This is a genomic window from Streptomyces sp. MBT53, assembly GCF_016654115.1.
GTDB lineage: Bacteria > Actinomycetota > Actinomycetes > Streptomycetales > Streptomycetaceae > Streptomyces.
In genome coordinates, this window is sequence record NZ_JAEQAZ010000217.1 from 1 (window position 1) to 13,692 (window position 13,692).

Consider the following 13,692-nt stretch of genomic DNA (forward strand, 5'->3'; position numbering starts at 1 on the left):
GCGACGATGCTGTCGCCGCCGAGCGCGAAGAAGTCGTCGTCGACGCCGACCGAGGGGACCTTGAGGGCCCGCGCGTAGAGGTCGCACAGCAGCTGTTCGCGCGCGGTCTCGGGCGCGCGGCTCGCGCTGAGTCGCCGGGTGAGGTCCGGGACCGGCAGGGCGGCGGCGTCGAGCTTGCCGCTGGGGGTGACGGGCAGGCGGTCCAGCGGGACGAAGGCGGCCGGGACCATGTAGTCGGGCAGGTACTCGGTGGCGTGCGTCCGCAGGGTCGCCATCAGGGCGTTGACGTTGCGGAAGGGGGCGGGGCGGTTGGTGAGCGGGTGGCCGTTCCCGGGGCGGTACGGCGCCTGTGCCTCCTCGTCGAGGGCGAACACGGCGTCCAGGCTGCCGTCCTCGGCGTCCCCGTTCCAGGTGAGGGCCAGCTCGTAGCCGTGCCGGGCGGCGATCTCGTAGAGGGTCTCGGGGTCCACGCCGTACGGTCCGGCGGCCGGCCTGCTGCTGTCGGCGAGGGCGTCGAGCGCGGCAAGGTCGTCGGCGAGGCGGGAGTTGGGGATGCCGGTGACGCGCGACCGGGGCGGGCGGGCGGCGAGCAGGGAGTCCAGCGCCTGCACCGAACCGAGCGCGGGCCAGGGCGAGTCGGGGGTTTCCCCGGGTGCGTGGGGCCGTGTGTGGAGGATGACGTCGTAGCGGTAGCGGGTGAGTTCGTTGTGGTGGGTGCCGCGCTTGACGCGGATGTCGGCGGTGAGGCCGTCGAGGGTGGTGAAGTAGTCGGGGTCGACGAGGAGTTCGCCCTCCCAGGCGACGGCCCGGTCCACGGCGGCGCGCAGGGCTTCCTTGTCGGTGTCGTCCTCGTCGCGTGCCCGGCCGCTTTCGACGGCGGCGCTCAGGGTGCGCAGGAGCCGCAGGTTGCGGACGTCGCCGACGAAGACCGCGCCGCCGGGGGCGAGGAGTTCGGCGGCGTTGCAGAGGACGTCGGTGAGGTAGTCGCCGCCGGGGAAGTACTGGATGACGGAGTTGACGACGATCGTGTCGAAGTGGCCCTCGGGCAGTCCGGTGAGGTCGTGTGCGGGGCGGGCCAACAGGGTGACGCGGTCGGCGAGTTCGGGGATCGCGGACACCTGGGCGTCCAGGGCGCGTACGGCTTCCTCGGAGAGGTCGGTGCCCCAGTACTCGGCGCAGTCGGGGGCGAGCCGGGACAGCAGCAGGCCGGAGCCGACGCCGATCTCCAGGATGCGCCGGGGCCGTAGCGCGCGGATGCGGTCGAGGGTGGCCTCGCGCCACTCGCGCATGTCGGCGAGCGGGATGGGCAGGCCGTCGTACATGCTGTTCCAGCCCGCGAAGTTCTCCTCGAAACCGTCCGATCCGGCGGCGGAGTAAAGGAGTTCGTGCAGATCCTTCCAGTCGGCGACGCCCTCGTCGGGGGTCGCCTCGGCGTCCAGTGAGGGCACGACGTAGGCGGCGAGGCGGCGTTCGCCGGGGCGGTCCTCGCGGACGACGACGGCGGCCTGGTCGACGGCCGGGTGGGAGCGCAGGACGGACTCGATCTCGCCGGGTTCGATGCGGAAGCCGCGGATCTTGACCTGGGTGTCGACGCGGCCGTGGAACTCCAGCCGGCCGTCGGTCTTCCAGCGCACCAAGTCGCCTGTGCGGTAGAGGCGTTCGCCGGGTGTGACGGCCATCTCAGCGGGGGCGGCGACGAAGCGTTCGGCAGTGAGGGCGGGGCGGCCGAGGTAGCCGCGGGCCAGGCCGTCGCCCGCGAGGTAGAGCTCTCCCGTGACCCCGGCGGGGACCGGGCGGAGTCGGTCGTCGAGGACGTAGGCGCGGGTGCCGGGGTCGGGGATGCCGATGGGCACGATGGTGCCGGCGGGGGTGTCCGGGTCGCAGAGGCCGAGGGTGGAGTTGGTGGTGGCCTCGGTCGGGCCGTAGGCGTTGAACATCATCCGGCCGCGTGCGTAGCGGCCGACCAGTTCGGGCGAGACGCGTTCGGTGCCCGCCAACAGGGTTGCCTCGGACGGGAGTTGGACGCCCTCGGGCATGGCGGCGAGGAGGGCCGGCGGGAGGATCATGAAGGTGATGCCGTGCTCGTTCGCGTAGTCCGCGAGGGGTGCGCCGGGGACGCGGCGGTCGGCGGGGACGACGACGAGACGGCCGCCGGAGAGCAGGCCGAGGCACAGGTCCCAGAACGCGACGTCGAAGCTGGGCGAGGCGAACTGGAGGACCCTGCTGTGCGGGCCGATTCCGAATCGTTCCCACTGGGTGGCGACCAGTTTGGCGACACCCGCGTGGGACAGGACGGTGCCCTTGGGGCGGCCGGTGGAGCCGGAGGTGTAGATGACGTAGGCGGCGTGCGCGGTCGTCAACTCGTCGGCCGTGGACGGGCCTTGGGCGGGGTGGGCGGCGAGTTCGGCGACCGTCTCCGGGGCGTCGAGGACCAACGGGTCCAGGCCCGGCGGGAGGTCGGGGGCGATCTCGGCGGTGGTGACGAGGCAGACCGGGCGGGCGTCGGCGAGCATGTAGGCGATGCGGTCGGCCGGGTAGTCGGTGTCGACGGGCAGATAGGCGGCGCCCGCCTTCAGGACGGCGACCTCGGCCACGATCATGTCGGCGGAGCGCGGTACGGCGAGCGCGACAACCTGCTCGGGTCCGGCGCCCCTGGCCACCAGCGCGTGCGCCAACTTGGCGGCGCGGGCGTCGAGTTCGGCGTAGGTGAGGCGGACGTCCTCGTGGATGAGGGCGGTCTCGTGCGGGCGGGCGGCGACCTGGTCGGCGAACATGCGGGGCCAGGTGAGCGCGGGCACGTCGTGCGCGGTGTCGTTCCAACCGTGCAGGATGCGGTGCCGTTCGTCGGCGCCGAGGAGTTCGAGGTCGGCGACCTGGGCGTCCGGGCGGGCGAGGGCGTCGGCGAGGAGGGTGCCGTAGTGGCCGAGGATCAGGTCGACGGTGGCGGGGGTGAAGAGGTCGGTGCGGTAGTCCGCCGTCACCTCCCCGTCGGTCACCGTGAGGGCCAGGTCCAGCGGACCGCTCTCGTGCCAGGGGTCGGGGCCGAAGCCCGTGGCGCACAACAGGCCGCCGCCGCGGAAGGGTTCGGGGGCGAGGAGCCGTAGGAGATCGGTCGTCGGCAAGGGGTGGGCCGCTGCCTCCGCGTGTACGGCGGTGACTTGGTCGCGGAGTTCGGTGAACGGGGTGTCGCCGTCGATCGTGACGCGCAGTGGGAGGCCCTCGTGGGCGACCGCCGTCTCGGTGGCCGTGGTGCCGCTGTAGCGGTGCAACAGGGCGACGAAGGCGGCGAGTCGGGTGGCCGTGTCGGCCGTGGTGTCGAGTACGGCCGCGCGGCGCGCGCGGAGCACCGGGCCGTCCTGGCGTGGCGGACGGGGGAAGTCCAGCGGCAGTGCCGTCTCCGGTACCGGTGAGGCGAAGCGCCGTCGCCAGAAGTCGTTCGTCGCCGTTGCCTGCGCCTCAGCCCGTCCCGAAGAAAGCGTGTTGCCCGCCACAGCTGCCCGTGCCTCCCAATGCGTGCGGAACGGCTCAGCGGAGCCGCGACCGCTCGCATAGTAAGGTAAGCATTGCCTTACTTGATAGACCTTCCCGGGAACCACCGGCGCATGTCACAGCAGCTGAGGTTATGCTCACCTAAGCTGCTGGCCGGGCTGTCCGAGGGTCCGCCAACAGGGCTCCAGAGCACGGAAGATGACCCGGAACACGACATGGAGACCGGCACGTGGCTTCAGGCAGAAGGCTTCGCACCACAGTGCTGGTGACACTCGTCGTCGCCCTCCTCGTCCTGCTGTCCCTGCTGTCCGTCGCGCTGGGCGCGCTCAGCGTTCCGCTCGACCAGGTCGTGCGGTCGGTGCTGGGCCATCCGCCCAGCCGGCTGGTCGACAACGTCATCTGGTCGGTGCGGGTGCCGCGCACCCTGCTCGGTCTGACGACGGGTGCCGCGCTCGGCCTGTCCGGCGCGCTGATGCAGGCCCTGACTCGCAATCCGCTCGCGGACCCGGGGATCCTCGGGGTGAGCGCGGGCGCGTCCTTCGCGATCGTCCTGGCGGTCGGCGTGCTCGGGGCCACCTCGCTGTACGGCTATGTGTGGTTCGCGTTCGGCGGGGCGCTGGTCGCGAGTGTCGTGGTCTTCTTCCTGGGGCGGCTGGGCCGGTCCGGGGCGACGCCGGTCAAGCTGGCGCTCGCCGGGGTCGCCGTCACCTCGCTGCTGCAGTCGTTCACCAGCGCCATCGTGCTGACCGACCAGGACGCGCTGGACCGCTACCGCTTCTGGTCGGCCGGCACCCTGGCCGACCAGGACTCCGGCGACCTGGTGCGCATCCTGCCCTTCCTCGCCGTCGGCGCCGTACTGGCGCTGTCCTGCGCGCCCGCCCTCAACAGCATGGCGCTGGGCGACGACGTGGCCGCCTCCCTGGGACGGCGGTTGGGACTGGTACGGCTCCAAGGGGTCACCGCCGTCGTGCTGTTGACCGGCGCGTCCGTCGCCGTCATCGGTCCCGTGGTCTTCCTCGGTCTGGTCGTTCCGCACATCGCCCGGGTCCTCGCCCAGTGGGTCGGCATCGGCCCCGACTACCGGTGGCTGCTGCCGCTGTCCGCCGCGCTCGCGCCCGTGCTGCTGCTGTCCGCCGACATCCTGGGCCGGATGGTGGACCGCCCGACCGAGATCCAGGCCGGCGTTCTCGTCGCCTTCCTCGGCGGTCCGTTCTTCATCGTCCTGGTCCGCCGCCGGAAGCTCGCGGAGGTATGAGCGTGTCCGCACCACCAGCCGTCTTGAGCAACAGGCCGTTCCGGCTCGCTTTCCCCCCGGTGTCCGGCGTACTGCGTCCGCGCCTGCTCCTTACGGGAGTTGGGGTCGCGGTCGGCGCGTTCCTGCTGTTCTGCTGGGGTCTGACCATCGGCGACTATCCCGTGGCGTTCACCGACGTCATCAGGGCGCTGTGGGGTTCGGGCGACGCGGGCACGGTCATCGTCGTACAGGATCTGCGGCTGCCGCGCGCGCTGGTCGGGCTTTTGGTCGGGGTCGCGTTCGGGGTCTCCGGGGCCGTGTTCCAGACGATGACCCGCAATCCGCTGGCCAGCCCCGACATGATCGGACTCACCGAGGGCGCGGGAACTGCCGTGGTGGCGGCGGTCGTTCTGGGCTGGACCGGTGGACTCGGGCTGTCCACGCTGGGATTGCTCGGCGCGCTGGTGACCGCGCTGCTCGTGTACGCGCTGGCGTGGAAGGGCGGGGCCACCGGGTACCGGATCATCCTGGTCGGCATCGGGGTGTCCTGGATCTGCTCCAGTGCCACCAACTTCCTTGTGGCGCGCGGCAATCGGTTCGAGGCGGAGGCCGCCCTCGGGTGGCTGGTCGGCAACCTCAACGGCCGGACCTGGGGCCAGGTCGACTCCCTGGCCATCGCCCTGGCCGTGCTGCTGCCGGTCACGCTGGGCATGGGCCGCTGGATGCGCACGCTGATGCTCGGCGACGACGTGGCCGCCGGTCTCGGCACACCCGTCCAAGTCGTGCGGCTGGCTCTGCTGTTGGCCGGGGTGGGCCTGGTCGCGTTCGGTACGGCGGCGGCCGGTCCGGTGGCGTTCGTCGCGCTGGCCTGTCCGCAGATCGCCCAGCGGCTGGCGGGCACCTCCTCGCCGCCCCCGCTCGTCTCCGGTCTCACCGGCGCGTTCGTCGTCCTCGGCTCGGATCTCCTCGCCCGCGAGGCGATCCCCGGGACGGAACTGCCGGTCGGTATCGTCACCGGCGCCCTGGGCGCGCCGGTCCTGCTGTGGCTGCTCATCCGCGTCAACCGCGCGGGCTCTGGAGGCTGATCGCATGTCGACCACTGACCCGCGCGCCCCGCGGACGTCCGAGCCGCCCGCCACGGGAACCGAAGCCCTGCGGACGTCCGAATCGCCCGCCTCAGGGCCGGAGTTGCGGGCACGTGATCTTCATCTCGCCTACGACGGACGGGCGGTGGTCGAGAACCTCGACCTGACCGTGCCGACGGGCCGGATCACGGCGATCGTCGGGGCCAACGCCTGTGGGAAGTCGACCCTGTTGCGGGCCCTCGCCCGGCTGCTGGCTCCGCGCCAGGGCGTGGTGGAGCTGGACGGTGTCGCGCTGCGGTCCGTGCCGACCCGTGAACTCGCCCGCAAACTCGGCATCTTGCCCCAGACACCGGTGGCGCCGGAGGGGTTGACCGTCCTCGACCTGGTGGGCCGGGGCCGGTCCCCGCACCAGACCTGGTGGCGGCAGTGGTCGGCCGCGGACGAGGAGGCCGTGCACGCGGCCCTCGAGGCGACCAATCTGACCGGGCTCGCCGACCGTGCGGTGGACGAGCTCTCCGGCGGCCAGCGGCAACGCGCCTGGATAGCCATGGCAGTTGCCCAGGGCACCCCCGTGCTGCTCCTCGACGAGCCGACGACGTATCTCGACCTCGCCCACCAGATCGACGTACTCGACCTGATCACGGACCTCAACCGGCGCGAGGGCCGCACGGTGGTGATGGTCCTGCACGACCTCAACCAGGCCTGCCGGTACGCCGATCACGTCATCGCCATGAAGGGCGGCCGGATCGTCGCCGAGGGCGCGCCCGCCGACGTCGTCACCGAGGCGACCGTCGAGGACGTCTTCGACCTGCGCTGCCGGATCACCCCCGACCCGGTCAGCGGCACCCCGATGGTGATCCCGCTGGGGCGGCACCACCACGACGACTCCCGCGCCGAGGACACCGTCACGACCCGGTGAGGGCTCCCCCGGGGACCAGGTCCAAAAAAGTGTGTCACTTCCCATGAGAAGTGACACACTTTTTTGAACCCCCTGTCCCGCCCGGCCCGACACGCCGACCGCCGCGGGCTCGTCGGCTCAGGGCCGGGACGTCAAGTACCCGCCCATGGTGCGGAAGTAGTCGCCGGCCGCGTACTCGGTGCCGTCGTCGGTACGCACCCGGCGCACCAACAGCCCACGGCCCTGCCCGGTGTGGGCCTCGGGACCCGCCACTATGACCACTCCGTCGCCCTCGCGGATGAAGATCCGCCCCGGGGTGCCGCCGTAGCGTCCCTCCGAGACGGCCGCCGAGACGATCCTGAGCCGCTGACCGCGGTGGAAGGCGTAGGCGTTCGGGTACGGGTCCGACTGGGCGCGTACGAGGCGCTCCAGGCGTTCCGCGGGCCAGGTCCAGTCGATCCGGCTGTCCTCCGCCGACCGCTTGTGGAAGAAGCTGGCGCGCCCGCGGTCCTGCGGCACCCACTGGCCGGCGTCGCGGCCGGAGGCGATCAGGTCGAGCGACTCGCGCACGATGGGCGAGATGAGGTCGACGGTCCGGTGGAACAGGTCGGTCGCGGTGTCGGTGGGGCCGACCGGTACCGAGCGCTGGATCAGGATGTCCCCGGCGTCGAGTTCGCCGTTCATGCGGTGCGCGGTGACACCGACGCGCGGCTCGTCGTTCAGGAGCGCCCAGATGATCGGGGAGAACCCGGCGTACGACGGCAGCAGCGAGTCGTGGACGTTGAGGGTGCCGTGCGGCGGGAGGTCGAACAGCTCGGGCGGCAGCCAGGTCCGCCAGTTGTTGGCGACGATGATGTCCGGCCGTGCCTCCCGTACGGCGTCGAGGAGTTCGGCGTCGTCGGGACGGTTGCGCAGCAGGACGGGGACGTCGTTCTTCTCGGCGAGTTCGGCGACGTTGTCGTCCCAGATCTTCTCGTAGGCATGCTCACTTTTCGGGTGGGTGACGACGAGAACGACCTCGTGGTCGGAGTCCAGCAGCGCCTGCAGCGTGCGGTGACCCCAGGTCTGATAGCCGAGCATGACGACCCGCATGACGGTCCTTCCCTTCAACGACTCATTGCAAGGTAAGCCTTACCTTATCTAGCATTGGGCTGCCTGAGGGAGGCGATGCCACGGTGAAGTCACCGCTACTGGATTCCGAAGTGGTCCACGACATACTCGGAATCGGATTCGGTCCGTCAAATCTCGCTCTGTCCATAGCGGTTGAGGAGCACAACAAGAGCCTTCCGGCAGACAGCCGTCTCAACGCCCTGTTCCTGGAGCGCCAGCCACGGTTCGGCTGGCACCGGGGCATGCTCATCGACGACGCCACGATGCAGGTGTCGTTCCTCAAAGACCTGGTCACGCTGCGGAATCCGACCAGCGACTACAGCTTCCTCTGCTTCCTGCGCGAGCAGGGCAGACTGATCGACTTCCTGAACCAGAAGACCCTCTTCCCGCTGCGCGTGGAGTTCCACGAGTACTTCGAGTGGGCGGCCGAGCGGGTCTCCCACCTCGTCTCCTACGGCAGCGAGGTCGTCGCCGTCGACCCGGTGCGCGGCGACGACGGCGAGGTGGCCTTCTTCGACGTCACCACCCGGGACCCCTCGGTGAACGGTGCGACCGTGACCCGCCGGGCCCGCAACATCAGTGTGGCCATGGGTCTTGAGCCGCATGTGCCGCCGGGTCTCGAACTGGGCGAACGCCTCTGGCACAACAGCGAGTTGATCCCCCGCGCGACCGAACTGGCCGATGCGGGGCAGCCGGTGCGGCGGGCCGTGGTGCTCGGCGCGGGCCAGAGCGCCGCCGAGGCGGTGGACTATCTGCACCGCACCTTCCCGGACGCCGAGGTGTGCTCGGTGTTCGCCAAGTACGGCTACACCCCGGCCGACGACAGCCCGTTCGCGAACCGCATCTTCGACCCGGAGGCGGTGGACGTCTACTTCTCGGCGCCCTCCGAGGTCAAGCAGTCGCTGCTCGACTACCACCGGTCCACCAACTACTCCGTGGTCGACATGGAGTTGATCGAGGCCCTGTACGCCACCGCGTACCGGGAGAAGGTGGCGGGCCGGGAGCGGCTGCGCTTCCTGAACGTCTCGCGGGTCCGCGCCGTGGACGCCGGTGCTGACGGCGGTCTCGATGTCGCCGTGGAGTTCCTGCCCACCGGCGAGAAGCAGGTGCTGGCCGCCGATGTGCTGGTCCTCGCGACCGGTTACCGGCCCCGCGACCTGGGTTCACTGCTCGGCGAGGCGGCGAAGCTCTGCCTCAGGGACGACGGGGACGAGATCCGTGTGGGCCGGGACCACCGGGTCGAGACCGTCCCGGAGGTGACCGCCGGCCTCTACCTCCAGGGCGGCACCGAGCACACCCACGGGCTGACCAGCACCCTGCTGTCGACGGTCGCGGTCCGGGCGGAGGAGATCCACCGCTCGGTACAGGCGACGAAAGTAGCCGTCTGACACCCCACGACTCCCCGGGCCCGGAGGGTACGGTCCCTTCCGGGCCCGGGGTTCTTGCCTGCGATCGGCCAACCGGCCGCAAAATCAACGGTGTTGAGACACCGGCTCGCCGAACACATCCGCCACGCCCCGCACGGTCCGCACCGCCCCGCAGGTCGCCGCGATCCAGTCCACGGCCATCCGGTGGTCCTCGTGCGCCCGGTCGGCCACCGCGTCCGCGACGACGAACGGCTCCATGTCCTGCATCCACGCGTCGGCCGCCGTCAGCAGTACCTGAGTGCGCGCGAACACGCCGACGATCACCGGCTGGTCGCGCCCCAACTCCGCGAGCCTGCGCCGCAGTCGGGTACCGGCGAAGGCACTGAACCGCTTGGCGACCAGCACGCTGTCGCCGACCTGCGGACGGATCGCGTCCACGATGTCCCGGGAGTCCTCGCCTCCGGGCAGCCGCGGGTGCCCGAAGCTGGTCTCGCGCCCGGCCGGTTCACGCTCGGCGGTCTTGAGGGTGTACAGCACGGGGATGCCCGCGGCCCGCGCCGAATCCGCCAACAGGCCCACTCCGGTGAGGAGTTGACCGACCGGCGCGGAGGACTCGCGCAGCACGTGCAGGAAGTGGTTCTGGACGTTCAGGACGACGAGGGCGGCGCGGCGCGCGTCGACGGACCAGCCGGTGCGGTCCGGGGGCAGCGCGGCGGGGCTGGGCATGTCGTACGGGATCATGAGTAAGGGCCGTGGGTCCAGCGGCCGTTCGTCATCGTGGCGTGCACGGGCATCGTGCGCAGGATGTCCGGGTCGGCGTCCAGCGGGTCCGTGTCCACGACGACGAGGTCGGCCGGGTCCCCGACCCTGATGAGCCGACGGCCGCGGGCCGCGGCGACCAACGCGTCCGGGACGGACAGGCGTTGCTCCGGGTGCCAGGCGGGGCGTTCGTCGTCGGTACGGCTGACCGCCGAGGCGATGGCGAGCCAGGGGTCGAGCGGCGAGACCGGGGCGTCCGAGCCGAACTCCAGCCGTGCGCCGGCGGTGAGCAAGTCGCCGTAGGCGAAGGCGCGTTCGGTGCGTCCGGTCCAGTGCCGGTCCGCCACGTCGCGGTCGTCCGTCGCGTGCCGGGGCTGGACTCCCGCGATCACCCCCAACTCGGCGAATCTCGGGAGGTCTTCGGGGCTCAGCAGCTGCGCGTGCTCGATCCGGCCGCGGCAGCGCACCGCCTCGAAGGCGTCCAGGGCAACGGTGTTGGCGCGGTCGCCGATGGCGTGGACGGCCGGTTCGATGCCGTGGGCGGCGGCGCGCCGCATGAGCCGTACGAGCTCGTCGGGGGCGGTCTGCTCGATTCCGTGGGCGCCGTCCGTGCCCTCGAGGCCGGGGTAGGGGTCGCGGCACAGGGCGGTGCGGGTGTTGAGCGAGCCGTCCGTGAAGAGTTTCAGCGGGCCCACCCCGACCAGGCTGCCGATCTCGTCCCCCGTGCGCAGCCCGCGCTTGATCGCGGCGTCCAGAAAACTCGGATACACCGCCGCCAACACCCGTACGGCAGGCTGGAATTGGGCCGACCGGCGTTCCCAGTCCGCGACCGTGTCGCCGAACTGGAAGTCGATGACACCGGTGACCCCGCGTGCGGCGGCGGCCCGACAGGCCTCCTCGACCCAGCCGTCGAGCACCTCGGCCGGGGTCGCGGGGAGAGCGGCGAGGACTTCGTGGGCCTCGTGTTCCCTGATCAGTCCGGTGGGGTGGTCGGCGCGGCCGACGAGGGCGAGGCAGGCGGAGTTGAACCACGCGGCATGGAGATCGGCGCTGACCAGGGCGACCGGCCGGTCCGGCAGCACCGCGTCGAGCAGCGCCTTGTGCGGGGCGTCGGGCCACAGGCCGTCGCGGAACCCGTAGCCGTAGAGCACCGTGCCGTCGGCCGCCCCGGCACGCGCCCGGGCGAGGTCGGCCACCTCGCGGGCGGAGGCGGTGCCGGCCAGGTCCAGCCGGTGCCGGGCGCTCGCCCATTCCGCGAGGTGGACATGGGCGTCCCACAGGCCGGGCAGCAGCACCCGCCCGTCGAGATCGAGGACGGGTCCACCGCCGGCCCCGGTGTCCGTGTCCCCGCCCGTTTCCGGGACGACGTGGGTGATCCTGCCGTCCGCGACCCGCAGCCGGGCAAGCGGTCCACCGGCGCCGAGCCGGACCCGGGCGAGCGTCCATGCGGGCGCCGGGGCGCTTGCGGTGTCTGCCATACGAGACCCCCTAGGTAAAGTTAGCCTTACCTTACCTCCTCAGTGCCGGGCCGGGACGAGCCCGGCGATGACACCGGTGACAGTGTTCACGACATCCCCGACGACCGTCACCACCGGCTGCAAGGCATCGACGACCGGTGCGGGCGTGGGAGTGGGAGTGGGAGTGGGGTCCGGCGTGGGCTGCTCGCAGCAGGCGACCTGCACGGCGCGGGGCGCGTTCTGCGGTTGGTCCTGCTGGGGAACATCCGTGGGAAGCGGCTGCGGCACGTCACCACCCTCAGGTGCCGTCGGAGTACCGCTGGGGGCTGCGTCGCCCTTTCCCTCCGTCTTCCCTCCGTCCGTCGGTTCATCACCCTCGGCCCCCGCGTCGGCGGCCGATCCGAGCGCCCAGCGCTGCCCGGCGGACCCGTCCCGTCCCGCCAGCACGATCCGCGCCCCCTTCTTCCCGTTCTCGGGAGTGACGGCCAGCCCCTGGCTCCAGCGGAGCAGCAACTCGCCGCGGACCGTCAGGTCGTAGTGCACCTCGCCGGCGTGCACCAGGCACCCGGACAGCGTGACCGTGCCCTTGTCGGTGTCGGCGGCGAGGCAGAGTCCGGGATCGTCGAGGCTGCGCAGCAGACCGTCCTGGTCGTACGACCACTGCTGCGACCCGGCGTCGGAGCACGCGGCCAGGGTGACGGCGGCGCCGTTGCGCACCCGCCCGCCGGCCACGTCGAGGCACAGCCCGGACGCGAGGGCGCGCATCACGCCCTGTTGGACGACTCCCGCGCCGACGGCGCCGGCGGCCGACTCGTCACCGGCCGTCGAGGGCACCGCGACCGGACTCTGGTGGGACGAACTACTGCTGGGCGCACCCCAGGTGGCCTGCGGATCGGGGGTGTCGCCCTGGGTCCAGCCCTTGGAGACGAGCACGGTCGCGAGCAGCGCGAGGGAGGTCAGGCCCACGCCCACGACCGCGGTCTTGGGATGTCTGCGCGGGAAGGCGAGGACACCGTCCGGGGCTGGGCGGTGGCGGCCCATCGGGCGGCGGGCGGCACGGGCGGCGGTCCCGGGCGTCGCCCGGCCGGGCCGTGAGTCGAGATAGCGGCGGGCGCCCCAGCCGAGGACGGTCTCGGCGAGCAGCACTTCGAGGCCGCCGTCGAAATGACTCAACTGCTCCGCCGCGAAACGGCAGTAGCGGCATGTCATGAGATGCCGTTGCACATCGGGCAACAGACTGCCGCCGCGGCGGATCGGGACGTCGAGGAGACGGTTGTAGTAGCGGCATTCCGGGGTCGGCGCGAGTTCGTGGTGGGCGCGGACGCAGCCCGCCCTGAATTGTTCACGTGCCTGGTCCAGCGCGGCGGTCGCGGTGGCCTCGTCCACGCCCAGCAGACCGGCCGGTACGGTTATGGGTTCGGCTTCGACCTCGGTGTGCCACAGCAGGCATTGGGAGCCGCCCGGCAGCTTGCCGAAAGCCCGTTCCGCGAGCTTCCGCCTTTCGGAGGTGCCGGGCCTCGCCGCGCGTAGACCTCGGCCGCCAGTGGGTTTGCGAAGTTCCGCGAGCAACAGTGCGGGAATTCGCTCGTCGGCGGCCCACTTCCTCACCATCTCCCTTACCGCCACAAGGAGTTGGGGTCGCAGGGCGCCACCGGTCACCCGGCTCGCGAGTACCTGGTGGAAGGCGGCGCTCGCCACCATGGACGCCGAACTCTCGGCGGTGGCCAGGCAGATGGCCGCATATTCACTTGTCGCCTGCCAGTGGCGCGCGAGCAGCAGGGCCACGGCACGAGTGCCCGCGGCTTTGTCGCCGAGTTGAGCCATGAGATTGCGGTCCGACTCCCCCGGACTCGATCCGGGGCGAGGCGGGAACGGCGGGCGTGGGGGGTAGGGGGATTGCACGGGACCATTTCCTTCCAAGCCGCAGGACGGCACACGAATGCCCGACCATCGGAAAGCAGGTGCTTGTTTGGTGCGTACCTATGAGCTGTCAGAAACGACTCTGACCATTGCCTTCTCACGACTGGCCTCATGAGGTGGCTCACACTCGCACAAGCGCCAGACAGGAAACAAGGAGTTCGGGTGACCAACGTTCAAAACGCTGTGAATTCAGATTGGTTACCGCCGGTATCCACAGGCGTCTACACGAAATCTCCAACTCTCCCGCGAACTAAGCGAGGCACACAGGGAACTCCGAAGCTTCTCTCGGGGTGCTCTCATCGCCGTGGGCCACCATGAGCCGCATGATCGCCCCCCACTCCTCAGCCACCCCCGCACCCGCCCCCGCCCCCAC

9 protein-coding genes are annotated in these 13,692 nt (G+C 71.3%); 4 read left to right on the top strand and 5 right to left on the bottom strand.

Annotated features, from left to right (window positions below; genetic code table 11):
* Positions 1-3,491, bottom strand: a 3,491-nt coding sequence (locus JHN45_RS44045) for an amino acid adenylation domain-containing protein (RefSeq protein WP_201054945.1), incomplete at its 3' end; no start/stop codon positions are given.
* A gap of 227 nt (positions 3,492-3,718) precedes the next feature.
* Between JHN45_RS44045 and JHN45_RS44050 the strand changes: the two genes are divergently transcribed.
* Genes JHN45_RS44050 through JHN45_RS44060 form a run of 3 tightly spaced genes read left to right on the top strand, consistent with a single transcriptional unit; the run spans position 3,719 to position 6,727 of the window.
* Positions 3,719-4,744, top strand: coding sequence for an iron ABC transporter permease (locus JHN45_RS44050; RefSeq protein WP_200715611.1), 1,026 nt, complete (start codon positions 3,719-3,721; stop codon positions 4,742-4,744).
* Entirely contained in the window at positions 4,741-5,808 is a 1,068-nt protein-coding gene (locus tag JHN45_RS44055; protein ID WP_201054947.1) for an iron chelate uptake ABC transporter family permease subunit, read from the top strand. Before JHN45_RS44050 ends, JHN45_RS44055 begins: the two co-directional genes overlap by 4 nt.
* Before the next feature lie 4 nt (positions 5,809-5,812).
* Positions 5,813-6,727 (top strand): ABC transporter ATP-binding protein, encoded by a 915-nt coding sequence (locus tag JHN45_RS44060; RefSeq protein WP_236584769.1) that lies wholly within the window; start codon positions 5,813-5,815, stop codon positions 6,725-6,727.
* Positions 6,728-6,844: 117 nt separating this feature from the next.
* Here the strand turns inward: JHN45_RS44060 and JHN45_RS44065 are convergent, their stop codons facing one another.
* Positions 6,845-7,798, bottom strand: coding sequence for a methionyl-tRNA formyltransferase (locus JHN45_RS44065; protein ID WP_201054949.1), 954 nt, complete (start codon positions 7,796-7,798; stop codon positions 6,845-6,847).
* An 83-nt stretch (positions 7,799-7,881) separates the two neighbouring features.
* Here JHN45_RS44065 and JHN45_RS44070 point away from each other — a divergent pair, with 83 nt between their 5' ends.
* A complete protein-coding gene (locus tag JHN45_RS44070) occupies positions 7,882-9,204 on the top strand; it encodes a lysine N(6)-hydroxylase/L-ornithine N(5)-oxygenase family protein (RefSeq protein WP_201054951.1) in 1,323 nt (440 codons plus the stop codon).
* Between the two features lie 84 nt (positions 9,205-9,288).
* On the opposite strand, the gene JHN45_RS44075 is transcribed toward JHN45_RS44070, so the two are convergent.
* From JHN45_RS44075 to JHN45_RS44085, 3 genes are read right to left on the bottom strand one after another with little or no spacing between them, the layout of a single operon-like run.
* Positions 9,289-9,909, bottom strand: a complete 621-nt coding sequence (locus tag JHN45_RS44075; protein WP_236584770.1) for an isochorismatase family protein — start codon at positions 9,907-9,909, stop codon at positions 9,289-9,291.
* An 11-nt stretch (positions 9,910-9,920) separates the two neighbouring features.
* A complete protein-coding gene (locus tag JHN45_RS44080) occupies positions 9,921-11,420 on the bottom strand; it encodes an amidohydrolase (RefSeq protein WP_201054956.1) in 1,500 nt (499 codons plus the stop codon).
* A gap of 39 nt (positions 11,421-11,459) precedes the next feature.
* Positions 11,460-13,223: an RICIN domain-containing protein gene (locus JHN45_RS44085; RefSeq protein ID WP_201054958.1), complete on the bottom strand. Its 1,764-nt coding sequence runs from the start codon at positions 13,221-13,223 to the stop codon at positions 11,460-11,462.
* Positions 13,224-13,692 lie beyond the last annotated feature (469 nt).

Excerpts from the sequence above, each read along its gene's own strand:
- JHN45_RS44055 (WP_201054947.1), top strand. The coding sequence starts at position 4,741 with ATGAGCGTGTCCGCACCACCAGCCGTCTTGAGCAACAGGCCGTTCCGG.
- JHN45_RS44060 (WP_236584769.1), top strand. The coding sequence starts at position 5,813 with ATGTCGACCACTGACCCGCGCGCCCCGCGGACGTCCGAGCCGCCCGCC.
- JHN45_RS44065 (WP_201054949.1), bottom strand. The coding sequence starts at position 7,798 with ATGCGGGTCGTCATGCTCGGCTATCAGACCTGGGGTCACCGCACGCTG.
- JHN45_RS44075 (WP_236584770.1), bottom strand. The coding sequence starts at position 9,909 with ATGCCCAGCCCCGCCGCGCTGCCCCCGGACCGCACCGGCTGGTCCGTC.
- JHN45_RS44080 (WP_201054956.1), bottom strand. The coding sequence starts at position 11,420 with ATGGCAGACACCGCAAGCGCCCCGGCGCCCGCATGGACGCTCGCCCGG.
- JHN45_RS44085 (WP_201054958.1), bottom strand. The coding sequence starts at position 13,223 with ATGGCTCAACTCGGCGACAAAGCCGCGGGCACTCGTGCCGTGGCCCTG.